We start from the raw sequence: 23,463 nt of genomic DNA, 5'->3' as shown, positions 1-23,463 counted from the left end.
ACCCACTTCTCGGTCGGCGCGACGCCGTCAGAGGGAGAACAGTGGACACGAGCACGCCGATCGTCGCCCCCGCGGGTGCGGAGAGGACCGGAGCGATCACGATCGTCTCGGTCCCCGCCGGCCACCCGTACGTCCGGCAGACGACGGCGGATCCGCGTGTGAGCGTGCTCCCCGACCCCGTCGCCCCCGGAGCGGACCCCGCGGTGTGGTGGCCGCCCGCCGCCCTCGACCCGACCTGGATCCGTGCGCACGCCGATGCCGCATCGCTCCTCCACATCCACTTCGGCACCGAGTCGTTCCCGCCCGGACACCTGACCGCGTGCCTCGAGGCCGCCCGCGCCGTCGGCTGGCCCGTCGTCTACACGCTGCACGACCTCGAGCACCCGCAGCTGACCGACGACTCCGGCTACCTCGCCCAGCTCGACGAGCTCGTGACGGGCGCCGACGCGGTCACGACCCTCACGGTCGGCGCCGCCCGCGCGGTGCGCGAGCGCTGGGGCCGGCACGCGACCGTCATCCCGCATCCGTCGGTCCTGCCGCGATCCGCCGCGATCGAACCGGCGCGCGGTGCGGGCCGCGTCGTCGGCGTGCATCTGAAGGACCTCCGGCCGAGCGTCGACGGACCGCGCACGGTCCGGGCGGTGGAGACCGCGCTCACCGCCCTGCGCGACGCGGGCCACGACGTCCGCGGCGAGGTGCGTCTGCACCATCGGGTGCGGGACGCGGATGCCGCAGCCGAGGTGCGCGCGCTGTGCGCGGCATCCGCTGTCCTCGACCTCGTCGAGCACGAGCGTCTCGCCGACGACGAGCTGTTCGCGGCCCTCGCGAGCCTCGACGCGTGCGTGCTGCCCTACCGGCACGGCACGCACTCGGGATGGCTCGAGCTGTGCTGGGACCTGGGCGTCCCGGTCGCCGCCCCGCGGATCGGGTTCTTCGCCGAGCAGCACGCCGACGACACGGTCGCCTCGTTCGCGCCCGGCGACGCCGCGGAGCTCGCGCAGGCCCTCGCCGGCCTGTGGGTCGCCCCGTCGGCGCGTCCGGCGAGCGCCGCGCGCGACGCCCTCGTCGACGAGCGCCGGACGCTGCGCGCCGTGACGGATGCCGCGATCGCCGAGCGTCACGCGGAGCTCTACCGGCACCTGCTCGAGAGCCGCACCGCGTGAGCGCCCGTCCGCTCCGCATCGTCGTGATCGCGCCGCTGCGCTTCCCGATCCGGCGCCCGCACGCGGGCGGTCTGGAGTCCGCCGTCTGGGCCGAGGTCGACGCGCTCCGCCGCCGCGGGCACGAGGTGACCTTCATCGCCCCCGAGGGGTCGGACTTCCTGCCCGACGAGGCGGCGTTCCGGCTGCCGCCGGTGGTGTGGCCGGGCGATGCCGCACCGACCGACAAGACGTGGCCCGAGAGCTACCACCGCGAGAGCGCCCCGGCGCTCGACCGTGCGCTCAGGGAGATCGCCCGCCATCCCGAGCGGTACGACGTGGTCTCGAACCACTGCCTCGATCCCCTGCCGCTGCGCCGCGCGAACACCCTCGGCGTGCCGATGGTGACGACCCTGCACACGCCGGTCGAGGCCGCCGCCGTGGCCGCCCACGTCGCCGCGGGAGGGGCGGGGTCACGGTTCCTCGCGGTGAGTTCGCACACGAAAGGGCAGTGGGATGCCGCGGGCGTGCCCTCGCAGCTGTTGCCGAACGGCGTCGACCCGGCCGCGTGGCCGCTCGGTCCCGGGGGCGACGATCTCGTGTGGTTCGGCCGGATCGTCCCGGAGAAGGCTCCCCACGTCGCCGTCGAGGTCGCGCGCCGGCTCGGTCGCCGCCTCGTGATCGCCGGCCGGATCGGCGACGAGTCGTACGCGCGCGAGGTGCTCCTGCCGGGCGTCCACGGCGCGGTCGAGTACGCCGGCGAGCTCTCGCCCGGGCCGCTCGCGGAGCTCGTCGGGCGGAGCGGTCTCGCACTCGCGACCCCCGCCTGGGCCGAGCCGTTCGGGCTGGTCGGACCCGAGGCGCTCATGTGCGGCACACCGGTGGTGGGGTTCGCGGTCGGCGGCGTTCCCGAGATCGCGGCCGCGACGATGGGGATGCAGCTCGTGGCGCCCGGCGACGTCCTCGCGATGACCGAGCGGGCCGCGGCCGTGCTGCCGAGCGGGAAGGATGCCGCGTTCCGTGCCGTCGTGCGCGAGACGGCGGAGCGCCGGTTCTCGCTCGACGCGCGCATCGACGCCCTCGAGGCGACGTTCGCCCGGATGCTCGCGACGGAGACCGCCGCGTGACCGGGCGGACGCCCCGGCTCGGCTGGTACGTGCACCACCACGGCCGCGGGCACCTGACCCGGCTGCTCGCGATCGCACCGCACCTGGATGCCGAGGTCGACGCCGTCAGCAGCCTCGCGGCGCCCGCGGGGCTGCCGTCCGGCTGGACCTGGACCGTGCTCGACCGCGACGACGACGGCGGCGCGCCGATCGACCCGACGGTGGACGGGATGCTGCACTGGGCCCCGATCGGGCACGTCGGGCACCGCACCCGGCTCTCGGTCATCGCCGCCGCGGCGGCGGAACGGCACTGGGACGGGATGGTCGTCGACACCTCGGTCGAGGTGACCCTGCTCGCGCGCCTGCTGGGGCTGCGGACCGTCGTCGTCACGCAGCCGGGTCATCGCATCGACCGGCCGCACCTGCTGGGATTCGCCGCCGCCGACACCGTGATCGCACCGTGGGCCCGCGGCATCCTCTCGCCCCCGCACCTCGAGGCGCTCGGCGACAAGGTCGTGCACACGGGCGGGATCAGCCGTTTCACCGCGCGCGTCGCGAACGGGCCACGCTCGGACGAGGTGGTGCTGCTCGCGAGCGGGGGGACCGTCGGACCGGCCGCGATCCGGGATGCCGAGAAGGCCACCGGCCGGCCGTGGCGGGCGCTCGGGGGCGGCGCGTGGGCCGACGATCCGTGGCCGGTGCTGGCGACCGCGGGCGTCGTCGTGTCGTGGGCCGGCCAGAACGCGGTCGCCGATCTGGCGGCGGCCCGGGCGTCGGCGATCGTGATCCCGCAGGACAGGCCGTTCGACGAGCAGCGCGAGACGGGGCGCGCGCTCCGGCGGGCGAACCTCGCGCAGGTCGAGGACTCGTGGCCGACCGCGGCGCAGTGGCCCGACCTGATCGAGCGGGCGGCGACCGCGCGGCCGGAGTGGGAGCGCTGGGAGGTCGCGGGGGCGCCGCAGCGCGCCGCCGCCGCGATCACCGACACGATGCGCGGTCGGCGATGAGCGTCGCCGTCGTGAGCCTGTGCTCGAGCCCCCGGCTCGCGCACCTGCGGGTGCAGTTGCGGGCCCTCGCCGGGGCACCCGACGTGCGACGTGTCGCGGTGTGGATCGGGGACGAGGAGCCGCCCGTCCTGGACGCCGAGACCGTGCTCCGGGTCCCGCCCGGCGCGGACGGACTGCGCCTCGCCGCCGCCCGGAACGCGGGCGCGGCCGCCGCCGACGGCGCCGACCTGCTCGTCTTCCTCGACGCGGACTGCGTGCCCGGCCCGGATCTCGTGCGTCGCTACCGGGAGGCCGCCGTCCGCCACCCGGACGCCGTGCTGTGCGGGCCGGTGACGTACCTCGCCGAGGGGGTGTCGGCATCCGACCCGGCGGAGCTCGCCGCGCTCACCTCCCCCCACCCGGCGCGGCCGATGCCGCCGGACGAGGCGGAACGGACCGCGACAGCCGGCGAGTACCCGCTGTTCTGGTCGCTGTCGTTCGCGCTCTCCCCCGCGACGTGGCGACGGATCGGGGGCTTCGACGAGGCGTACGAGGGGTACGGTGGCGAGGACACCGACTTCGCGTTCCGGATGCGCGAGCGCGAGGTGCCCCTCGTGTGGACGGGTGGCGCCCACGCGTACCACCAGTACCACCCGACGACCTCGCCGCCCTGGCAGCACCTCGACGACATCCTCCGCAACGGGGCGCTGTTCGCCGCGCGCTGGGGCGAGTGGCCCATGACCGGCTGGCTCGACGCGTTCGAGCGGGGCGGCGCGGTGACGCGGGATGCCGCGGGCTGGCGCCGCGTGCCCTAGAAGCCCTCGACCGCAGCCGTCGAGGGTGACGTTGATGGAGTACCGGAGGGGGCGCACAGCGCGACCCTACGCCGGGATGGCCGCGCGCGACAGCATCCGATCGACGGCCGCCCGGAGGTCGGCCGCCACCGGCGCGGGGGCGAAGCGGTCGACTCCTGCGGCGGCGCGCGTCGCCCGTCGGCGGGCGGCGCCCGGGTCGTCGAGAACGGTGGCGAGCGCGGCCGCGAGGGCCTCCGGGTCGGCGGGCGGCACCATGAGGCAGTCGGCGCCATCGGTGCAGAAGTCGTCGAATCCGCTGCCGGAGGTGACGACCAGCGGCGCCCCGGCGGCCATCACCTCGACGGCCACGTTTCCGAAGCCCTCCCACCGAGACGGACACATCACCACGTCGGCGGCCGCGATCGCGCCGTACAGCTCGTCGCCCGACACATGCCCGAGGAACGTCACCCGGTCGCGCGCCGCGGACGGCACCCGGTCGAGGAGGGTCGCCCGCGACGGTTCGAAGCGGTCGTCTCCCCCGGCACCGGCCAGCACGAGGCGGGCGGTGGGATGCCTCCGCCCGACGCGCGCGAAGGCGTCGACGCCGTCGACCACGCCTTTCCGCCGCTCGGCTCGCCCGAGGAAGAGGACGATCGGGCCGTCCGGACCCGGCCAGCCCGCCGGCGGCCTGCGCGTCGCCGCCGCGTGCCGCACCGCCGCGACGTCGATGCAGTTGCGGACGACCTCGACCCGCGGCATCCGTCCCCAGATGCGCTCCGCCCGGTCGGCCATCGCGTGCGAGATAGCGACGATCCCGGCCGAGCGGCGCACCTGCCGCGCCTCGAGGCGGCTCTGCAGCACGACAGCCGGGCGACTCGATGCCGGGAGGTCGGCGAGCCGCAGGCCCGAAATCTCGTGCGCGAGGTCCACGCCTGTTGCGAGGTTCGTCACGAGCGGGGCGTCGCGCGGCATCAGCGCACCGAGCCCCATCCACTCCGGCACGAAGACGCGGTCGTAGATGTCCGCAAGGTACGCGCGCCGCAGCGCACGGGGGCGATGCAGGAGCGCCGCGAGCCGCGGCATCCCCCCGGTCCGGTGGACGACCAGGCGACGGATGCCGGGGGCACCCGCTGCTTCTTCGGGACCGTCCGTGAACACCACGAAGTCGATCTCGGCGCCCTGCGCGGCGAGGGCGGGCAGCAGGGCGGCGTAGTGCCTGCCGATCCCGCCGGTGTACGACGTCACGCCGGCGTATTCGGTCGTGGCGACGAGCCAGCGCTCGATCACCGGTATCGCCTCGGCACCGTCCAGTGTCGACCGAACTCCGTGTTGAAGGACTCCGGGTGGAACGGGCTGTCGCCGCCGGCGGGGAAGCTCGTCAGTTCGCCGAAGACGATGCGGCCGTCGACGTCGTACAGGTCGACGCGCACGAAGTCGGTGTCCGCACCGAGCGCCTCGGCGACGCGGATCATCTCGTCGAGGCCCGCCGGCCGCGGCGGTGTCGGATCGGCCCACGGCGGACCGCCGCTCAGCGGCAGATGGGTCCAGTCGCGGTCGAAGAAGTCCTGCGTGCGACCGGCGAAGCGCCCCGCATCCACTTGCACGTACTGCACCCGACCGTGGAACACGAAGAGCTTGAGGTCGTCGGGGATGCGGTCCGTCGGGCCGCCGAGCATCTCCTCGACGATGATCCGCCGCGGCACCCGGCCGTAGACCCACTCCCGGTTCGGACCCTGCCCGTAGAGCTGCGAGAGCCAGTCCGTCGCGAGGCGCACGAGATGCTCCCGCGGGGCGTGCTCGGGCCGGACGTGGCGGTAGACCCAACTGCCGTCCTCGGGCAGGCGCGCGTCCACCGGCGCCGACGGCGAGACGATGATCGCCGCCCCACTCCCGTGCGTCGGTTTCAGGACGAACGCGTCGGGCAGCTCCGCCGTCAGCAGCTCGGTCGGCGAATCGAACACGGCGGCATCGGGCAGGTACTGCGCGCCGACACGATCGGCGACGTAGTCGCGCACCGCCGCCTTGTCGGCGAAGGTGACGACGAGGGGCCGATGGTCGCGGAGCATCTTGTAGCGGACCTTGTCGCGGAAGGTGACCGGATGCCGCGTCCGCCACAATCGCCAGCCGCGGACGAGGCGGCTGCGCTCCCGCAGGCGTGCGCGTCTCAGAACGACTCCTCGTACCAGGGGTCGTCTTCTTCGTACGGGTACTCGCCGACCGTCTCGGGCGGGTGCACGAGACGGTCGTTGCGACTGAGGAGGTCCATGACGGCGGCTTCGTCGTCGAGGTCCGCAGCGGCACCGGAGTGCGGCGTCGTATAGAGCTGGCTCGCGGGACCGATGAGCATCGACGAGACAGCCGGGCCCTCCGGAGTCGCGATGGGCACCGTGATGAGGTCGGAGGCCTTCTGCTCGGCGAGGGTCTTGGCGTAACGCAGCACCGCGTCGGCGATCGCGCCCGTCGTGACGACGTATCCGTCGGAGTAGTGCAGCTCGAGCATTGCTCGATGGTGCCCGCCATCGGTCGAGGTTCGAGGGGGGTCGCGCCTCCGGCATCCGTCTCTTACACTGCGGCGCTGCGAGGTGATTCGTCCATCACAGTCGCCGGCCGCTCGCAACCCCCGGCCGCGGCCGTCCTTCGCGGCGGAGCGTGTGGGCGTGAGCGAGTCCGACGACATGGGAACGGACTCCCCCCACGGTGGTTCCGCTGCGTCGCCCGCGACGGCCGCCGAACCGGACGAGCCGAATCGGCACGGCGTGGCGAAGCTGCCGCCCACCGGCCGTTGACGCCGGCCTCAGCGGTCCGGTGATCCCCCGTTTCAGACGGGTGGGAGTGTCGACATCCGTCATCGGTTCTCGTCCTCGCCATGGGCGAGGCGGATGCGTCGGCCTTCTTCGATGTCCTTCTGCTCCTTCGCGGCCTGCTTGTCGGACTTCCGCGTGTCGCGGGCCGGCAGCTGGATGTCCTCCTCGGCGGCGATGCCGCCCTGCAGCTGACGGCCCCGTTCGAGCTCGGCGTCGAACTCCGCGCCGAACAGCAGCACGTTGTTCGCGATCCACAACCAGAGCAGGAACACGATGACGCCGGCGAGTGAGCCGTAGGTCCGGTCGTAGTTCGAGAAGTTCGCGACGTAGAAGGCGAACCCGGCGGTGGCGATGATCATCACGACGATCGCGATGAGCGCGCCGATGCTGATCCAGCGGAACTTCGGCTGCTTCGCGTTGGGGGTCGCGTAGTACAGGACCGCGACGAGGAACACGACGACGAAGAGCATGACGGGCCACTTCGCGATGTTCCACGCGAGCAGCACGCCGTCGCCGAGGCCCAACGTCTCCCCGATCGCTCGGGCGACGTCGCCCGAGAGGACGAGGCCGAGCGCGACGAGGGCGAGCGAGACCACCGCGACGAGCGTCACGAGCAGCTGCATCGGGCGCAGCTTCCAGAACGGGCGCCCCTCCTGGATCTCGTAGATCCGGTTCATCGCCCGGGAGAAGGCCCCGACGTACCCCGAAGCCGACCACAGCGCCACGACGATGCCGAGCACGAGCGCGAGTCCCGCACCGGGCGACGACGCGATCTGCTGGATCGGGCCCTCCAGCGCGCTCGCCGTGTCGGAGGGCGCGACATCGCGCACGATGCCGAGCACCGCGTCGGCGGCCGCCTGCCCCTGTCCCACGACGCCGAGCAGCGAGAAGATCGCGATGAGGGCCGGGAAGAGCGCGAGCACCCCGTAGTAGGTGAGGCCCGCCGCGGCATCCGTGCACTGGTCCGCGCTGAACTCGCGGATCGTCTTGCCCAGGACGTACTTCCACGACCGCTTCTTCACGTCGCCGACGGAGTCGGGCTTGCGCGACGCCTCGGGGCCGGGCGCGTCGGTGCGTGTCGTCTGCGTGGTGTTCTGCTCGGCCATGGTGGTCCTCCCGGTCGAAGGTCACCCTGCGGTCGACACTGTCCGGTTCAGAGGGGGTTGCACGCGGCCCCGTTTCGTGGCATCGCGCCTCAGCGGTGGAACGGGCAGCGCGCGCCGCCCGTCGACCCCGCGGGCCGGACGCGGCCGCCCGAGCGGGGTTTCGTCGGCATCCGTCGCTCGTTCACCTCGAGTCCCGCGGGCAGGATTGTCAGGCGGGGGTCGCTCAGAGCGCTGATGGATGCCGCGAGCCCCGCGATCGCGAGCTTCTCGCCCGGGCAGCGATGCCCTGTCGCGACGTCCGCGCCCCCGTGCGGCACGAACGCGGTGATCGCCTCGTAGTCGTCGACGCCGACGAACCGCTCGGGATCGAAGACGTCGGCGCGCTCCCACGACCCCTCGTCGGTGTCGGTGCCGAGGATGTCGAGCACGATGCGCCCGCCGGCGCGGACCGTGCGACCGTCGACCTCGATGTCCTGCGTCGCGAAGGCCGGCAGCATCGGGACGAAGGGCGACGTGCGGCGGATCTCCTGTGCGAACGCGGTCGCGAGCGGGCCGTCGACGAGCGACCCCCGTTCGGCGACCTCCGCGGCGATGCGCTCGCGCCATTCCGGGTGCTCCTGCAGCCGCTTGGCGGCGAAGGCGGTGAACCGGGCGACGGCGATCATCGGGCGGAAGCTGTTCTGCAGTTCCACCCCCGCGAGGCGAGCGGGCAGCAGCTCACCGGCGCTGTCGCGGTGCCCTGCCCAGGCGGCCAGCGCGGTTGCCGGGTGAGCGTCGAGGCGGCCTGCGCGCACGGCGCGGATGAGACGCTCGGCGTGGCGGTCGGACCACCGCCGGTTCAGAGCGGCGAGCAGGTACTCCGGGGAGTACGGCACACCGAATCCGTCGACGATCTGCGCCTGCCGGCGCGCCCATCGCGTCTTCGCCTCGCCGGTGCCGGGGAGCCCCGCCCACCGCATGATCGCGCGGCCTAGGGCTCCGACGGCGGCGTCGTACGCCGACCGCGTTCCGCCGGCGATCCAATCGTCCGCCTCGTGCCGCCACTCCCGCTCGAGATGCGGTCGCAGCCGGGCGACCTGCTCGTCCTCGTAGAGCGCCGAGACGAACGTCGCCTTACGGTGCCGGTGCTCGTCGCCGTCGAGGCTGTGCACCGAGTCGTGCCCGAAGAGGGTCTCCTGGATGAACGGCGGCATGGCGCCGTGCCGTGAGACCCGGGCGTCGTCGTAGAACGCTGCGACCCCCTCCGCTCCGCGCACCAGTAAGGCGTCGCAGAACAGCAGTCGCATGGGCGCCGAGCGCGCGCCGCGCGGCACGCGCTGCCAGATGCGATCGCCGAAGCGGTAGCCGCGGGTCAGGAGCGAGGCGGAGTCGTCGCGCCACGCGGGCCGCGACACGACCCCGAGCGTGGGATCCGCTGCCTGCCCGGCGCGGATCTGCGGGACGGCGGTCGTGGACTCAGGAGTGGTCGACATGCTCCGACGCTCGCAGCGCGGAGCGGTGCCGGCCAGGGGCGTGCGCCCGCGGGACCCATGTGATACCCCGCGTCCCTCGCAGTCGCTGCGAGGGCCGTCGTCGTACCAGACGCCGAAATCCTCGGGGGAGGCGACCGCCTGACCGTGCCCTCTCGGGAGGGCGTCGTTAATCCCGTTCTCAGGATCGGTCAACATCCGCCCGACCTCGCGTCCGTACTCCTGGAGGCATGCCTCACACCACGAAACCGCGCCACCTTCGGACCGCCCTCATCGCCGGCGGCCTCACCGTCGCCCTCGCCGTCGGAGGGGCCACGGCGTGGGCCGCAGACCGGTTCCTCATCGAGCACGTCGAGATCGCCGACGTCTCGGCGTACGAGGCCGAGAATTCGGCCATCGAGCCGACGACGTCGGCGACGAATCCGGCGGGTGTCGTCGAGGGCGACACCTATTCGGACGGCGAGACCACCGTCACCGTGTCGCAGGTCGTCACCGGGTCAGGCGACGACACCCTCACGTACTACGTCGCCGATGTGGTCCTCTCGGATGCGACCCGGTTGCGCTCCGCGTTCGCGAAGGATCAGTTCGGCGAGAACATCACCGAGACCACGAGCGGGATCGCCGAGGACAACGGCGCCGTGTTCGCGATCAACGGCGACTACTACGGATTCCGCGACACCGGCATCGTGATCCGCAACGGCGTCGTCTACCGGGACTCCCCCGCCCGCACCGGATTGGCCTTCTACACCGACGGAACGGTGCAGGTCTACGACGAGACGGCCGCGAGCGCCGACCAGCTGCTCGCCGACGGGGTCTGGAACACCCTCAGCTTCGGCCCCGCACTCGTCGAGGACGGCGCTGTCGTGGCCGGGATCGAGGACGTCGAGGTCGACACCAACGTCGGCAACCATTCGATCCAGGGTGAGCAGCCCCGCACCGCCGTCGGCGTGATCGACGACAACCATCTCGTCTTCGTCGTCGTCGACGGCCGCAGCGAGGGCTACAGCCGCGGAGCGACCCTCACCGAGCTCGCCCAGATCATGATCGACCTCGGCGCCGAGACCGCGTACAACCTCGACGGCGGCGGGTCGTCGACGATGTTCTTCGACGGCGAGGTCGTGAACCAGCCCTCGAACGGTGGCGAGCGCGGCACGAGCGACATCCTCTACATCGCGGAGTGAGCCGTGATCATCCTCATCCCGGCCTACGAACCCGACGTCGCCCTGACCGACCTGGTCGGCGCGCTCACGATCTCCGCTCCCGGCATCCCGATCGTCGTCGTCGACGACGGCAGCGGACCCCGCCATGCCGCCGTCTTCGACGACGTCGCGGCACTCGGGGCGACGGTCCTCGGACACGTGCGGAACCAAGGGAAGGGCGCAGCGCTACGCACAGGGTTCCGGCACGCGATGAGCGCCTTCCCCGGACATTCCGTGGTCACGGCCGATGCCGACGGCCAGCACACGGTCGCCGACATCCTGAACGTCGGCGCCGCCACCGTCGCCGCGGTCGACTCCGGCGCGCCGGTGATGGTGCTCGGATGCCGCGACACCGGCCGACGCGGCAATCCGATGCGCAGCAGGCTCGGCAACGCGGCGGCGCGGGCGACGTTCCGTCTCGCGGCGGGATGGACCCTCTCCGACACCCAGACCGGGCTGCGCGGCATCCCGCCCGTCATGCTGCCCTGGCTGCTCGCGCAGCGCGGCGACCGCTTCGAGTACGAGCAGAACGTGCTCCTGCGCTGTCACCGCGACGGGTGGGAGACGTGCGAGGTCCCGATCGAGACCGTCTACGTGGCGGGGAACGCGTCGAGCCACTTCCGCCCCCTGGTCGACACCCTGCGCGTAGGGGTGCCGCTGCTGCTGTTCGCGGCCTCGTCGCTGTTCGCGTTCGCCGTCGACACCCTGCTGCTCCTCGTCCTGACCGCGGTGACGGGAGCCTTGATCCCGTCCATCGTCGTCGCCCGGGTCGTCAGCGCGACCGTGAACTTCGTCGTCAATCGGCACGTCGTCTTCCGTCGCGACGGTACCGGTGCGCTGCGCCGCCAGGCGACACGGTACGCGCTCCTCGCCGGCGCACTGCTGGCCTCGAACGTCGCCTGGATGACGATGCTCACCGCGGCCGGGATGCCGCTGCTCGCCGCCAAGCTCGTCACCGAGGCGGCGCTGTTCGCGCTCGGCTACCTCATCCAGCGGAGCGTGGTGTTCGGCCGGAAGCCGCGCGTTTCCCGCCTCGAATCGGCGGTCAATGCGCCTCTTAGGAACGGTGAAGGTGCCGCCACTCGAATGGAGATCGTCACCACATCCCCACGGAGGAACCCATGACCATCGTCTCGATCTCGCTCATCGCGATCGACCTCGCCGCCGCCCTCATCCTCAGCCTGGGGCTCTACTACCGACGCCACCGCCGCCGCGACCTGGTCGTCGCCTTCCTCGGGGTCAACGTCGGGGTGATGGCCGTCGCGACCGTCCTCGGCACCGCCGAGGTCGCGCTCGGACTCGGCCTCGGGCTGTTCGGTGTGCTCTCGATCATCCGGCTCCGGTCGTCGGAGATCTCGCAGCGCGAGGTGGCCTACTACTTCGCCGCACTGGCCACAGGCCTCATGGCCGGCCTCCCGACCACCGACATCCTGCCCGTCACCGGACTCATCGCGCTGATCCTCGTCGTGATGTGGGCGGCCGACCACCCGCGTCTGCTTTCCCGCAGCCGCCACCAAGTGGTGCGCCTCGACCGTGCCGAGGCCGACGAGACCGCGCTCCGCGCCCTCGTCGGGCAGCGGCTCGGCGGAGAGGTCACCTCGCTGACCGTGCAGGAGCTCGACCTCGTGAACGACACGACCACCGTCGACGTGCGCTACCGCATCGCGGACAACGATCGTCCCGCGCCCGACTCGGCGGGGTCGCAGGTGGACGGCCGCCTCGCAGCCGGAGCGGTCCGATGAGCCCCGACGCCCTCGCCCGCTTCGACGGGGTGAGCCTCGAGGACATGGTGGCCGAGGCGGCACTCCTGGCCCGCGTCGACCGCAAGTACGTCGTGCCCAAGTCCGCACTGGGCGGCCTGCTCTCGCGGGTCGACGAGCGCACCCGCGTCCTCGACATCGGCGGCGCCCGCCGATTCGCCTACGAGTCCGTCTACTTCGACACCCCCGACCTGCTGAGCTTCCACATGGCCGCGCAGCCCCGCCGGCGTCGGTTCAAGCTCCGTACCCGCACCTACGTCGACACCCACGCCGCCTACCTCGAGATCAAGACGCGCGGCGCTCGTGGGACGACGGTCAAGGAACGGTCGGAGTACGACGTCGCCCAGCGCGCCGTCCTCACCCCCGAAGCCCAAGAAGAGGTCGCCGCCGCCTTCGCCACGATCGGCGTCGACAGCGGTCGCGTCGACGAGCTGGATGCCACGCTCGTCACCCGGTACGCACGGGCGACGCTCCTCGCCCCCGACCAGTCGTCGCGGGCGACCATCGACACCGACCTGCGCTGGGACCGCCCGGACGGCACCGGCTTCTCCCTCCCCGATCTGGCGATCGTCGAGACGAAGTCGCCGTCGTCGGCACCCGCCCTCGACCGACTGTTGTGGCGTGCCGGGCACCGTCCCGTCTCGGTCAGCAAATACGCGACCGGACTCGCCGCGATGAGCCCCGAACTCCCCCGCAACCGCTGGGGACGCCTCCTGCGCGGCCCCTTCTCCCCCGCATCCACCACCATCCACACCGAGGAGCTGCCATGCGCCGCCGCCTGATCCTTCCTGCCGTCCCCGTCGCCCTCGCGGGGCTCGTCCTCGCGGGGTGCGCCGTCACCGGCGTCGCCTCGACCGGCACGAGCGGGACCACATCCACGACGGACGACTCCGCCACCGTCGCGGTCGCCGACATCGACTCCGACCTCGACCCGACGGCCGTCCTCGCCGCCAACGAGGACGCGACGGTCGTGGACGACGACGAGTGGTCGGCGGGCGACGCGATCGACGTCACTCTCGAGGGATCGACCGCGACGGCGTCCGGCGACGGCGTGAGCGTCGACGGCGGCACGGTCACCATCTCGGCCGCCGGCGTCTATCGGCTCAGCGGCGACCTCGCCGGATCTGTCGTCGTCGCCGCACCCGACGACGCGCAGGTCGTCCTCATCCTCGACGGCGTCGACATCACGAACGACGACGGCGCCGCCATCTCGGTCACGACGGCCGACGACGTCGCCATCTCGCTCGCCGACGGCAGCGAGAACTCGGTCTCGGACGCCGCGAGCTACGACGACAGCGCCGCAGCGAACGCGGCGATCTACGCCGATGCCGACCTGACCATCGGTGGAACCGGTTCGCTCGTCATCTCGGGGAACGGCAACGACGGCATCGCCAGCACGGACGACCTCGCGATCATCGGCGGGACGATCACGGTGGATGCCGCCGACGACGCCCTCCGCGGCAAGGACGCCCTCGTCATCTCGGGCGGAACGCTCGACGTCACTGCCGGCGGCGATGCGCTGGGGAGCGACGAGGACGAAGACGCCACCCGTGGGTACGTCTGGATCTCCGGCGGTGACATCACCGCCACCAGTGGCGACGACGGCATCGCCGCAACCACCGATGCCGTGATCACGGGCGGGACGGTGTCGATCAGCGCCGAGGGCGCGGCGGACGCCGGCTCGAAGGGCATCAGCGCGGGGGTCGTCGTCGCGATCGGCGACGGCTCGGTCGACGTGTCCGCCACGGACGACGGTCTGCATTCGGACGGCTCGATCGGGATCCTCGGCGGAGCGGTCACGATCAGCGCGGGAGACGACGGTGCGCACGCCGAGGCGGCGCTGGAGATCGGTGGCGGCACGGTGACCGTCGGACGGTCGAACGAGGGACTCGAGGCGACCGACATCACCATCAGCGGTGGTGACGTCGCGGTCACCTCCTCCGACGACGGGCTGAACGGCAGCGGCGACGCCGGCTCGGAGACCGCCTCCGGAGACTCCGCCCAGGGCGGCATGGGCGGCGGCATGGCCGACACCGGTGAGACCATCACGATCTCGGGAGGCACCCTGACGGTGGATGCCGGCGGGGACGGGATCGACTCGAACGGCTCCGTGACCGTGACCGGCGGCGACATCGTCGTCTGGGGTCCGACCTCGGCGGGCAACGGTGCGCTCGACAGCAACGGGGGCTTCGATGTCTCCGGCGGCACGCTCCTCGCCGTGGGCAGCTCGGGCATGGCCGAGTCGCCCGACAGCGGTAGCGCGCAGGCGTGGATCGCCGCGACGGTCAGCGGCTCTGCCGGCGACGAGATCCGGATCACGGATGCCGACGGCACGGTCGTCTTCTCCACCACGGCGGAGAAGGAGTTCCAGACCGTGGTGTTCTCCTCGGCCGACATCGACGCCGACGGCATCTACACGGTGTCCGCGGGCGGCACGTCGGTCGCGGTGACGGCCGGTGAGGCCGTCACCGGCGGGATGGGGGGCGGAAGGGGCGGCGGCCCCGGAGGGGGCACCGCGCCCGACGGTGCCCCCGGCGCCGGCGCGCGCTCCTGATCCCGCGACCGTGCGGCGGCCTTTCCGGGCCTTCGCACGGTCGCATTCCCCCCGCGAACACGGAAAGCTGATGCCATGAACGCCACCCGCCCGACCCCGATGACCCGCATCGACGGCTCCCCGATCCGCGTGCTGGTCGTCGACGACGAGGCGAACCTCAGCGATCTGCTCCGCATGGCGCTGCAGAACGAGGGGTGGGACGCCCGCACCGCCGCGAACGGCCAGGAGGCCCTCACCCTGGTGCGCGAATTCGGCCCCGACATCCTCGTGCTCGACATCATGATGCCGGGCATCGATGGCATGGAGGTGCTGCGCCGCCTGCGCTCCGCCGGCAACGATGTTCCCGTCCTCTTCCTGACGGCGAAGGATGCGGTCGAGGATCGCATCGCCGGCATCAGCGCCGGCGGCGACGATTACCTCACGAAGCCCTTCAACCTCGAGGAGGTCGTCGTCCGACTGCGCGCGATGGCGCGTCGTCACGTGGCCGCGGCCGCCGCGGCCGAGACCCGTCTCCGGGTCGGAGACCTGACGCTCGACGAGGAGACGTACGAGGTGGAGCGCGGCGGCATCCCGATCAAGCTGACGGCGAAGGAGTTCGAGCTGCTCCGCTACCTCATGCAGAACCCGCGGCGGGTCCTCTCCCGTGCGCAGATCCTCGACCAGGTGTGGAGCTACGACTTCGGCGGCACGTCGAGCGTCGTCGAGATCTACATCTCCTACCTCCGGAAGAAGATCGACACCCTCGGCGAACCCCTGATCCACACGGTGCGCGGCGTCGGGTACACGATCAAGTCCGCCTCATGAGGGCAACGGGTCGGAGCGGACGGAGACGCTGGACGCTGCGGCGCACCCTCGTCGTCGGCACCGGTGCGCTCGTCGCGATCGCCCTGCTCGTCACGGGCCTGGCGACCTCGCTCGCTCTCCGGACCTTCGTCTACGACCGGCTCGACGGGCAGGTGCTGGAAACCCTGCAGATCGTCCGCGTCGGCGGGGGGATGCCGGGGGGCTCGTTCCCGTCCGGCGGCGCCTCCGGTGACCGCGAAGGTCCCGCACCGCGCATCGGGTCGCTGCACGCCGTGTTCGCCTCGGACGGTTCGGTGGTGTCGTCGAGCTACACGGGCGACGACGGCCAGGAGACGACGCTCGCCGAGAGTCAGCTCGAGGCGATCACGCGCGCGGAGCTCCCCTCGCGCACACCCGAGACGGTCGACCTCGGCGGGAGCCTCGGCGAGTTCCGCCTCGCGGCTCAGGAGGAGAACGGGATGCGGGTGGTCGCCGGCATCTCGCTCGACGAGGTGACCGCGACCACATCCGCCCTCACCGTCATCCAGGTCGCCGTGGCCGGCACGGCACTGCTGCTCGTGCTCATCGGGCTGTCGCTCGTCGTGCGCCGGACGCTGCGCCCTCTCGACCGTGTCGCCGCGGTGGCCGACCGCGTCGCGGCGCGCCCGCTCGCCATCGGCGAGGTCGAGATCCCCGAGCGCGTGCCCGACCGCGACACCGATCCCGCGACCGAGGTCGGTCGGGTGGGTCATTCCCTGAACGTCCTGCTGGCCCACATCGAGTCGGCGCTGACCTCGCGCCAGCACAGCGAGGATCAGCTCCGGCGCTTCATCGCCGATGCCAGTCACGAGCTGCGTACGCCTCTCGCGTCGATCCGCGGGTACGCGCAACTCTCCCTCGGCGAGAACGCGCCGATGACACCCACCCAGCAACGCGCCTTCGACCGGATCGCCTCGGAGTCCACCCGCATGGCCGACCTCGTCGAGGACCTGCTGCTGCTCGCGCGGCTCGACGCCGGTCAGCGGCTGCGCCGCGAGAGCGTGGACCTCACGATGCTCGCGATCGACGCGGTCAGCGACGCCCATGCCGCCGACCCGTCGCGGACGTGGCTGCTCGACCTCGGCGACGACGACACGATCGAGGTGACCGGCGACGAGAATCGGCTCCGGCAGGTGGTGGCGAACCTCCTGCGCAACGCGCGCACCCACACCCCACCCGGTACCCGCGTGGTCCTCGCCCTCCGGCTGGACGGCGAGGATGCGGTGCTCGAGGTGACCGACGACGGACCCGGGATCGCGCCCGACATCCGCGACAGGTTGTTCGAACGGTTCGCGCGGGGCGACGTTTCGCGCAACCGGGATGCCGGGAGTACCGGGCTCGGCCTGTCGATCGCCGAAGCGATCGTGGCCGCCCACGACGGCTCGATCGGGGTCGAGAGTACCCCTGGACACACCGCGTTCACCCTCCGCCTGCCGCTGGCGTGACCGCCGTCCCCTAACGTCTCGACGATTCCTCGTCCACCCCTTCCCCGGGGCGGCTGCTCGGGCCAGGCTAGACGTGTGGGATTCGACGACGACCTCGGTGCCTGGGTGGCGCGGCAGCGCTGGTATGCGGGCAAGAGCCACGATCCGCAGTTCCGCGTGCTCGACACGCAGACCGTGGCGGGGGCGACCCGGTACCTCCTCATGGACGACGCCGGCGCGGTGCCCACGCTCTACAACGTGCCGCTCGCCGAGGTGAGCGACCCCGGCGACCTGGAGGTCGTCACCAGGACCGCGGAAGGGCATGCGGTGGTGGATGCCACCCGGCATCCCGCCTTCACCGTCGGCCTCCTCGCGGACATGGGTGTCGACACGAGCCGCGTGACGGGCTCGCGTGTGCTCACCGGCGAGCAGTCGAACACCTCGATCGTCTACGACGTCGACGGCGCACCCGCCATCATCCTCAAACTCTTCCGGACGCTGCACCACGGCGAGAACCCCGACGTCACGGTGCAGCGCGTGCTGAGCGAGGCCGGCTCGCCGTACGTGCCGCGCTTCTACGGCAGCGCGGATGCCGAGTGGCCCGACGTCGGCCGCGACTCCGGCGCGGCACGCGGGACCCTCGGGTTCGCGCAGGAGTTCCTGCCCGGCGTGCGCGACGGGTGGGCGATCGCACTCGACGCCGCCCGCGAGGGCCGCGACTTCACCGACGCCGCCCACGACCTCGGGGTCGCCGTCGCCGGGGTGCACGGCGCGCTCAGGGACGCCCTCGAATCGATGGATGCCTCGCCCGACCAGCTCGCCGCGGTGGGCCGCGCCTGGCGCCGACGCCTGGCGATCGCCTCCGCCGAAGTCCCCGCCGTCGCCGACCGGCTCGCGGCGATCGACGCCGTGTACGCCGCCGCGCTCGACCGCCCCTGGCCGCGACTGCAGCGCATCCACGGCGACCTGCACCTCGGACAGGTGCTCGCCGTGCCGCACGGCGGCTGGCGGATCGTCGACTTCGAGGGCGAACCCCTGCGACCGATGGCCGAGCGGGCGGTCCCCGATCTCTCGCCGCGCGACGTGGCCGGAATGCTGCGTTCTTTCGACTACGCCGGCGCCGTCGGCGCGGGACCGGATGCCGCGGCCTGGGCGGCCGCATGCCGGGAGGCGTTCCTCACCGCCTACGCCGACGCGCCGGGAGCGATCGCCCTCGACCCGGTGCTGCTGCGTGCGCTCGTGCTCGACAAGGCGGTGTACGAGTCGATCTACGAGGCGCGCAACCGGCCCGACTGGCTGGCCGTGCCGCTCGCCGGCATCGACGTCGCGCTCGCCTGAGAGGCGGGCGCGACGCCGTCACGGTCAGTCCGAAGCGCCGCGCCCGGTCGCCTGCTGCAGACGGTCGATGTGCTCGGAGGCCTGCGCCTTCGTGAGGTCGGCGGGGATCTGCTCGCCCGCCTCCCGCGCCAGGGTGTCGAGGTAGCTGCGCTGCGCGCCGGTCATCGGCTCGTCACCGCTGACCCATTCCTCGGGGTCCTTGACGGCGGTGTCGCCGCTCGGGCCGCCGAGCATTTCGCCCGACTGCCCGGTCTCGGGCGGAAGCGCGTGACCCTCGGCGGGGTCGGTGGTGTCGTTCTCGGAAGGGGTGCTCTGGTCGCTCATGAGACGACGCTACGCAGGGCGCCGGACATCGCCGGGGGGCTTGCGCCCCGGCATCCGCTCCGTCAGTCCTCCTCGGCCTGCGGCTCGAGCAGCAGGAACCGGGCGCCGTAGGCGGACAGCGACACCGAGAAGCTCTGCAGGTCGTCGACGCGGCCGATGACCTCGTCCGCGGCCGCGTCACGGACATCGCTCTGCGGCGTCAGGTGCTCCGACCGCACGGTGCCCTCGATCGGCTCGGCCGAGAAGTTCAGGACCGTCACCTGTATAGGAGCGTCGGCCTCCGGCATCCCCTCGTCGAGGCGGTGGACCAGGACGAGCATGCCGGCGTGCGCGACCTCGGGGATGTCGACCTGGGTCGCCGTCGCCACCCCGTGCGCGCGGCGCAGGTCGATGATCGCCGACAGGCGCGACGCGAACGAGTCGGGGTCCTCGAGCTGCGCGGGCAGCGGACCGTAGAGCGCCCGGCCGCGCGGCATGCCCGAGGTCGAACGGGTCGCGCCCGGGTCGACGTCGAGCAGGTCGTGCGCACCGCGCTCGATCCACCGGGTGTCGCCGGCGCCGATCAGGTCGGCCACCTCGTCGGCGGGCAGCGTCAGCATGCCGACGAGGTCCCAGCCCGAGAGCCCGAACACGCCCGGCTGCCACGCGTTGTACGCGCACAGTAGGAGGTGCGCGTCGCGGATCGCGGGGACGTCGTCGTCGGTGATGTCGTCGAGGGACGGGATGCCGCGGGTCGCCGCGATGAGCGACGTCGACGTGCAGGCGATGCCGTTCTGCGTGAACACGCGGTTGTAGTCACCGGCATCCACCAGCTTCTCGGTCAGCTCGGCACGCACCACCTCGGCGAGCTCGCCGCCGGTGATCGTCTCGCCGCGGAAGCCGTACTCCTCGTCGGCGTGGCGGGTCGCCCAGTGGACGAGCTCGTAGGTGAGCTCGTCGTGGTTCTGCAGCCCGTGCACGAGCTGCACCGGCGCGACGCCGAGCGCGAGCGACGAGGTGAGCGCCAGCCGCAGGAACTCGGTCTGCCCGGTGGCGAGGGCGTGGTGGTAGCCCGGACGTCCGATGAAGTCGTACGACAGGTCGGCGCCGACGGCACCCGTGTCGCGGATGTCCTCCATCGTGAGGTTCAGCTCCTGGAACGTGAAGCCGCCGACCTTTCGCACCATGCCCGCGATGATGTGGTTCGCCGCGTGCGAGAGCGGATGCCCCTCCGACCACGCGGGCAGACCCTCGGCGCTCTTCTCCACCCCGAGGAATCCGTTCGCGTCGAGGCGCAGCGCGCTCGTGCCGAGCTCGCCCAGGGAGTGCAGGGCGTCGCCGATCACGAGGCGCATGCCGGCGAAGGTCGGGTCGAGCCAGTTGATCGAGGGCTGCCCCTGCTTGAAGTAGTGCAGGTACACCCAGCGGCGCGTGACCCCGTCGGGGCCGATCGCGGGAGCGGTCGCGCTCCAGTTCGTCTCCTTCACCCCGGGCGTGTAGAAGATGACGCGCTGCAGGGCGCCGATGATGTAGCCGTGCTCGGCGAGGGTGTGCTCGGTCGCCGGGTCGAGGTTGACGCTGTCGTAGCCCTCGGGGACATCGGGCAGCAGGTGCCAGTCCTCCGGCGGGATCGCGACCATGTGGTAGATCCCCGGGTAGTCCTTGAACCCCATCTCGGCGAGGCGGAAGTCCGCCCCCTTGCCGGTGTGGCCGGGGACGATGTCGTCGATGACGCTGCCGCCGTGCGAGTCGGCCACGTCGCACAGCGCGCGGAACTCGTCCTCCGTCCCGAACGCGGGATCGATCGCCGTGCTGATGCGGTCGAAGTGGCCGTCGACGCTGGGGGTCTCACCCCACCCCTCGATGCCGCCGGCGCGCTTGACGGGCCCCGTGTGGATGGCGGTGATGCCGATCCGCTCGAACACCGACCAGAGCTCGTCGTCACCGAGGGCCGACAGGAACGACTGGCCCGGGCGCGTGATGAGCGAGATCGGGTACGCGGTGAACCACACGTCGCTCGTCGCGATCGCTCGACGCGCGTCGGGGCGCGCGTAGGCGTTGCGCCACATCGTGGGTTGCCCCGACAGCTGGCGCGCCAGGACGTCGGCATCCTTCAGCATCGACTGACGCACCAGCCACTCGACGTACGACGGGTTCGTCCCGTTCGCCGTACGCGGGTCGGTGCGGATGCGGCGCACGCTGCTGCCGCGCAGGTTGTCGCGCGGGCGGAGCCGGCGCGGACGCGCGGGGTACCGCTGCTCGTCGTAGCTGATCTCGGGCATCTCGAGATCGCCGTCCTCCGCGGCGAGCGCCGACAGGTCGATGGGTCCGGTGTAGAGGTCCTCGGGTCGGTCGTCGTCACGCGCCATGGCTCCACGCTACGAACTCCGCCCCGTCGCCCGGAAGGGGTGGTGCCGAGTTTCTCCCCGCGATATGGATGCCGCGCTCGGCCCGCCCGAACGCCGAGGCGTCGCAGCTGGTCGCTTCCCGGCATCCTGCCCGACCATCTGCGACGTCTCGACGCCGCGACCCGACGCGAAGTGCGGCTTCGGGGCTGGAATGGGCGCAGGTCGCGTCGGGTCGACGCGGAAGCCCGGGGCGTGGCGCGAGCGCGACGAGGCGTCGCACATGGTCGCTTCCCGGCCGCTCGCGCGACCATCTGCGACCCCTCGCGGCCGCGACCCGACGCGAAGTGCGGTCTCGCACGCGGGATGGGCGCCGATCGGGTCGGGTCGACGCCCACCCGCCCGTCCGCGCGCGTCAGCCCGCGAACGCGCGCGACAGGAAGGCGTCGAGCTCGGCGGGCGCGTCGAGCGGCAGGACGGCGGCGACGTACTGGTCGGGGCGCACGACGACGACGGCGCCCCGGCGGTCGATGCCGCGCTCGGCGAAGATGTCGACGGAGTTCCAGGCGCCGGGCCCGGCCGCGTAGACCTTCTCCCAGTCCATGAGGCCGAGCGGGCCGGTCCGCGGCCGGAAGACCTCCGGCACCGCGAGCAGCTCCACCTCGTCGTACGGCTGCGGGTACACGGCCTTCACGTCGAACACCGCGTCGACGTCGGCGCCGGCGGGCGTGAACCGCAACAGCGGTGAATTGGCGGATGCCGCCCACTCCGCCCACGTGCCCAGAGCCGCGGCATCCGGGTCTGCGAAGGCGTACACCCGCCAGCGACCGTCGGCGCGGGCATGGTGACCGAGGTGCACGACGTTGCCGTCGCTCACTCGGGTCACCGGGACCGACGCGAAACGCTTGCCGACGGGGTAGCCCTCGGCGAGCGCCTGGTGCCGGTCGTCCGCGACGATCGCCGACGGCTCGTAGCGGGTCATGAAGCCCGAGGGGAACTCGGCGGTCGCGAGGTAGTAGTTCGCGAGGTCGTCGGGGTCCGAGATCTCGTGGGGCTTGCGCGCCATGAGCGACGACCACTCGCGGTCGAAGTCGATGAGCTGCTGCGCGACGGGCTGGCGCTCCCCCGAGTACGTCGACAGGAGGGATGCCGGGGCCAGCCCGGTGAGCACGTGCCCGAGCTTCCAGCCGAGGTTGAACCCGTCCTGCATCGACACGTTCATGCCCTGCCCCGCCTTCGCGCTGTGCGTGTGGCAGGCGTCGCCGGTGAGGAACACGCGGGGCGTGCGGCCGTCGCCGTCCTCGACGTCGTCGAAGCGATCGGTGACGCGGTGCCCGACCTCGTACACGCTGTGCCAGGCGACCTGCTTCACGTCGATGGAGTACGGATGCAGGATCTCGTTCGCGCGGCGGATGATCTCCTCGATGGGGGTGCTGCGCACCGCGCGGTTGTCGGTGTCGGGCACCTCGCCGAGGTCGATGTACATGCGCGAGAGGTACCCGCCCTCGCGCGGGATGTGCAGGATGTTGCCCGCCTCGGAGGTGATCGCGCACTTGATCCGCCAGTCGGGGAAGTCCGTGTTCACGAGCACGTCCATGACGCCCCACGCGTGCGCCGCGAACCGCCCGACGTGCCGTCGGCCGATCGCGTCGCGCACGCCGCTGCGCGCCCCGTCGCATCCGACGACGAACTTCGCGCGGATCGTGCGCTCCTCGCCGGCCCGCGCACCTTCGACGTGGCGCACCCGCACCGCGAGCGGGTACTCGTCCGCGTCGTCCCGGGTGAGTCCGACGAACTCGACGCCGTAGTCGGGGCGGATGCGGCCGGGGCCGAGCGCCGCCGCCTCGGCGAAGTAGTCGAGCACGCGCGCCTGGTTGACGATCAGGTGCGGGAACTCGCTGATCTTCAGCCCGTAGTCCTCCGTGCGGCTGGTGCGGCGGATGCGCGACGGGTCCTCCGGGTCCGGGCCCCAGAAGTTCATGTACCCGATGTTGTAGGCCTCGGCGGTGATCCGCTCGGCGAACCCGAACGCCTGGAACGTCTCGACGCTGCGCGGCTGGATGCCGTCGGCCTGGCCGAGGGGCAGCCGCCCGCCGCGCCGCTCGATGATGCGCGTCGAGGCCGCCGGGAACTGCGACATCTGGGCGGCCAGCAGCATCCCGGCCGGTCCCGACCCGACGATCAGGACGTCGGTCTCGTCGGGAAGCTCCTCGGGTCGGCCGATCCCCGTGCCGGCGGCGTTCTCGACGCGAGGGTCCCCGGAGACGTAGCCGTGGTGGTGGAACTGCATGGTGCTCGCTTTCGGGAGGACGGT

The 23,463-nt window shown here is 72.3% G+C and carries 21 protein-coding genes; 13 read left to right on the top strand and 8 right to left on the bottom strand.

What is annotated here, in order from left to right; translation table 11 throughout:
* Positions 1-41 precede the first annotated feature (41 nt).
* The 4 genes from ACPEH2_RS04900 to ACPEH2_RS04885 are packed head-to-tail and all read left to right on the top strand — an operon-like array spanning position 42 to position 4,046.
* The gene (locus tag ACPEH2_RS04900; RefSeq protein ID WP_423718330.1) at positions 42-1,163 is read left to right on the top strand and encodes a hypothetical protein; all 1,122 of its coding nucleotides are present in this window, start codon (positions 42-44) and stop codon (positions 1,161-1,163) included.
* The gene (locus tag ACPEH2_RS04895) at positions 1,160-2,266 is read left to right on the top strand and encodes a glycosyltransferase (protein ID WP_423718329.1); all 1,107 of its coding nucleotides are present in this window, start codon (positions 1,160-1,162) and stop codon (positions 2,264-2,266) included. The genes ACPEH2_RS04900 and ACPEH2_RS04895 overlap by 4 nt, the downstream gene beginning before the upstream one ends.
* Complete coding sequence (locus ACPEH2_RS04890) at positions 2,263-3,252, top strand: hypothetical protein (RefSeq protein WP_363380664.1); 990 nt, start codon at positions 2,263-2,265, stop codon at positions 3,250-3,252. Before ACPEH2_RS04895 ends, ACPEH2_RS04890 begins: the two co-directional genes overlap by 4 nt.
* A complete protein-coding gene (locus ACPEH2_RS04885) occupies positions 3,249-4,046 on the top strand; it encodes a glycosyltransferase family 2 protein (protein ID WP_423718327.1) in 798 nt (265 codons plus the stop codon). The genes ACPEH2_RS04890 and ACPEH2_RS04885 overlap by 4 nt, the downstream gene beginning before the upstream one ends.
* A 66-nt stretch (positions 4,047-4,112) precedes the next feature.
* Here ACPEH2_RS04885 and ACPEH2_RS04880 read toward each other — a convergent pair whose 3' ends face one another.
* Genes ACPEH2_RS04880 through ACPEH2_RS04870 form a run of 3 tightly spaced genes read right to left on the bottom strand, consistent with a single transcriptional unit; the run spans position 4,113 to position 6,525 of the window.
* Entirely contained in the window at positions 4,113-5,312 is a 1,200-nt protein-coding gene (locus tag ACPEH2_RS04880; protein ID WP_423718326.1) for a glycosyltransferase family 4 protein, read from the bottom strand.
* Positions 5,309-6,142, bottom strand: coding sequence for an ATP-grasp fold amidoligase family protein (locus ACPEH2_RS04875; protein WP_423718325.1), 834 nt, complete (start codon positions 6,140-6,142; stop codon positions 5,309-5,311). Before ACPEH2_RS04875 ends, ACPEH2_RS04880 begins: the two co-directional genes overlap by 4 nt.
* 47 nt (positions 6,143-6,189) lie before the next feature.
* Entirely contained in the window at positions 6,190-6,525 is a 336-nt protein-coding gene (locus tag ACPEH2_RS04870; RefSeq protein WP_253034544.1) for a hypothetical protein, read from the bottom strand.
* Positions 6,526-6,682: 157 nt separating this feature from the next.
* Here ACPEH2_RS04870 and ACPEH2_RS04865 point away from each other — a divergent pair, with 157 nt between their 5' ends.
* Positions 6,683-6,811, top strand: coding sequence for a hypothetical protein (locus ACPEH2_RS04865; protein ID WP_290440310.1), 129 nt, complete (start codon positions 6,683-6,685; stop codon positions 6,809-6,811).
* Positions 6,812-6,870: 59 nt separating this feature from the next.
* Here the strand turns inward: ACPEH2_RS04865 and ACPEH2_RS04860 are convergent, their stop codons facing one another.
* Both ACPEH2_RS04860 and ACPEH2_RS04855 read right to left on the bottom strand, forming a co-directional pair.
* The gene (locus ACPEH2_RS04860) at positions 6,871-7,935 is read right to left on the bottom strand and encodes a YihY/virulence factor BrkB family protein (protein WP_359920980.1); all 1,065 of its coding nucleotides are present in this window, start codon (positions 7,933-7,935) and stop codon (positions 6,871-6,873) included.
* Between the two features lie 89 nt (positions 7,936-8,024).
* Positions 8,025-9,407: a cytochrome P450 gene (locus ACPEH2_RS04855; protein ID WP_359920983.1), complete on the bottom strand. Its 1,383-nt coding sequence runs from the start codon at positions 9,405-9,407 to the stop codon at positions 8,025-8,027.
* Between the two features lie 227 nt (positions 9,408-9,634).
* Here ACPEH2_RS04855 and ACPEH2_RS04850 point away from each other — a divergent pair, with 227 nt between their 5' ends.
* The 8 genes from ACPEH2_RS04850 (at position 9,635) to ACPEH2_RS04815 (ending at position 18,501) form a co-directional block, all read left to right on the top strand.
* Complete coding sequence (locus tag ACPEH2_RS04850) at positions 9,635-10,585, top strand: phosphodiester glycosidase family protein (protein WP_359920985.1); 951 nt, start codon at positions 9,635-9,637, stop codon at positions 10,583-10,585.
* 3 nt (positions 10,586-10,588) lie between these two features.
* Positions 10,589-11,728, top strand: coding sequence for a GtrA family protein (locus ACPEH2_RS04845; RefSeq protein ID WP_359920987.1), 1,140 nt, complete (start codon positions 10,589-10,591; stop codon positions 11,726-11,728).
* Positions 11,725-12,345 (top strand): DUF4956 domain-containing protein, encoded by a 621-nt coding sequence (locus ACPEH2_RS04840; RefSeq protein WP_359920990.1) that lies wholly within the window; start codon positions 11,725-11,727, stop codon positions 12,343-12,345. Before ACPEH2_RS04845 ends, ACPEH2_RS04840 begins: the two co-directional genes overlap by 4 nt.
* Entirely contained in the window at positions 12,342-13,145 is an 804-nt protein-coding gene (locus ACPEH2_RS04835; protein WP_359920992.1) for a polyphosphate polymerase domain-containing protein, read from the top strand. The genes ACPEH2_RS04840 and ACPEH2_RS04835 overlap by 4 nt, the downstream gene beginning before the upstream one ends.
* Entirely contained in the window at positions 13,130-14,917 is a 1,788-nt protein-coding gene (locus ACPEH2_RS04830; RefSeq protein WP_363492337.1) for a carbohydrate-binding domain-containing protein, read from the top strand. Before ACPEH2_RS04835 ends, ACPEH2_RS04830 begins: the two co-directional genes overlap by 16 nt.
* Positions 14,918-14,992: 75 nt before the next feature.
* On the top strand, positions 14,993-15,721 hold the full coding sequence (locus tag ACPEH2_RS04825) for a response regulator transcription factor (protein ID WP_359920568.1): 729 nt from the start codon (positions 14,993-14,995) through the stop codon (positions 15,719-15,721).
* The gene (locus ACPEH2_RS04820; RefSeq protein WP_311285162.1) at positions 15,718-17,184 is read left to right on the top strand and encodes a sensor histidine kinase; all 1,467 of its coding nucleotides are present in this window, start codon (positions 15,718-15,720) and stop codon (positions 17,182-17,184) included. Before ACPEH2_RS04825 ends, ACPEH2_RS04820 begins: the two co-directional genes overlap by 4 nt.
* Positions 17,185-17,259: 75 nt before the next feature.
* Positions 17,260-18,501, top strand: coding sequence for a maltokinase N-terminal cap-like domain-containing protein (locus ACPEH2_RS04815; RefSeq protein ID WP_359920571.1), 1,242 nt, complete (start codon positions 17,260-17,262; stop codon positions 18,499-18,501).
* 24 nt (positions 18,502-18,525) lie between these two features.
* On the opposite strand, the gene ACPEH2_RS04810 is transcribed toward ACPEH2_RS04815, so the two are convergent.
* From ACPEH2_RS04810 to ACPEH2_RS04800, 3 genes are all read right to left on the bottom strand, one after another.
* Positions 18,526-18,825 carry a DUF3072 domain-containing protein gene (locus ACPEH2_RS04810; RefSeq protein ID WP_359920574.1) on the bottom strand — a complete coding sequence of 100 codons (300 nt, stop codon included), beginning with the start codon at positions 18,823-18,825 and terminating at the stop codon, positions 18,526-18,528.
* Between the two features lie 62 nt (positions 18,826-18,887).
* On the bottom strand, positions 18,888-21,173 hold the full coding sequence (gene treS / locus ACPEH2_RS04805; protein ID WP_359920577.1) for a maltose alpha-D-glucosyltransferase: 2,286 nt from the start codon (positions 21,171-21,173) through the stop codon (positions 18,888-18,890).
* Positions 21,174-21,564: 391 nt separating this feature from the next.
* A complete protein-coding gene (locus ACPEH2_RS04800) occupies positions 21,565-23,439 on the bottom strand; it encodes an FAD-dependent monooxygenase (protein WP_359920580.1) in 1,875 nt (624 codons plus the stop codon).
* Positions 23,440-23,463 lie beyond the last annotated feature (24 nt).

The organism is Microbacterium sp. NPDC064942, from assembly GCF_049545525.1.
Classification (GTDB): Bacteria; Actinomycetota; Actinomycetes; order Actinomycetales; family Microbacteriaceae; genus Microbacterium; species Microbacterium gawkjiense.
Note: the sequence above shows the minus strand (reverse complement) of the source record. Positions and strands in the feature narration are given on the sequence as shown.

Coding starts and splice junctions, on each gene's coding strand:
- ACPEH2_RS04885 (WP_423718327.1), top strand. CDS start 3,249: ATGAGCGTCGCCGTCGTGAGCCTGTGCTCGAGCCCCCGGCTCGCGCAC.
- ACPEH2_RS04870 (WP_253034544.1), bottom strand. CDS start 6,525: ATGCTCGAGCTGCACTACTCCGACGGATACGTCGTCACGACGGGCGCG.
- ACPEH2_RS04860 (WP_359920980.1), bottom strand. CDS start 7,935: ATGGCCGAGCAGAACACCACGCAGACGACACGCACCGACGCGCCCGGC.
- ACPEH2_RS04855 (WP_359920983.1), bottom strand. CDS start 9,407: ATGTCGACCACTCCTGAGTCCACGACCGCCGTCCCGCAGATCCGCGCC.
- ACPEH2_RS04850 (WP_359920985.1), top strand. CDS start 9,635: ATGCCTCACACCACGAAACCGCGCCACCTTCGGACCGCCCTCATCGCC.
- ACPEH2_RS04840 (WP_359920990.1), top strand. CDS start 11,725: ATGACCATCGTCTCGATCTCGCTCATCGCGATCGACCTCGCCGCCGCC.
- ACPEH2_RS04835 (WP_359920992.1), top strand. CDS start 12,342: ATGAGCCCCGACGCCCTCGCCCGCTTCGACGGGGTGAGCCTCGAGGAC.
- ACPEH2_RS04830 (WP_363492337.1), top strand. CDS start 13,130: ATGCGCCGCCGCCTGATCCTTCCTGCCGTCCCCGTCGCCCTCGCGGGG.
- ACPEH2_RS04825 (WP_359920568.1), top strand. CDS start 14,993: ATGAACGCCACCCGCCCGACCCCGATGACCCGCATCGACGGCTCCCCG.
- ACPEH2_RS04820 (WP_311285162.1), top strand. CDS start 15,718: ATGAGGGCAACGGGTCGGAGCGGACGGAGACGCTGGACGCTGCGGCGC.
- ACPEH2_RS04810 (WP_359920574.1), bottom strand. CDS start 18,825: ATGAGCGACCAGAGCACCCCTTCCGAGAACGACACCACCGACCCCGCC.
- treS (WP_359920577.1), bottom strand. CDS start 21,173: ATGGCGCGTGACGACGACCGACCCGAGGACCTCTACACCGGACCCATC.
- ACPEH2_RS04800 (WP_359920580.1), bottom strand. CDS start 23,439: ATGCAGTTCCACCACCACGGCTACGTCTCCGGGGACCCTCGCGTCGAG.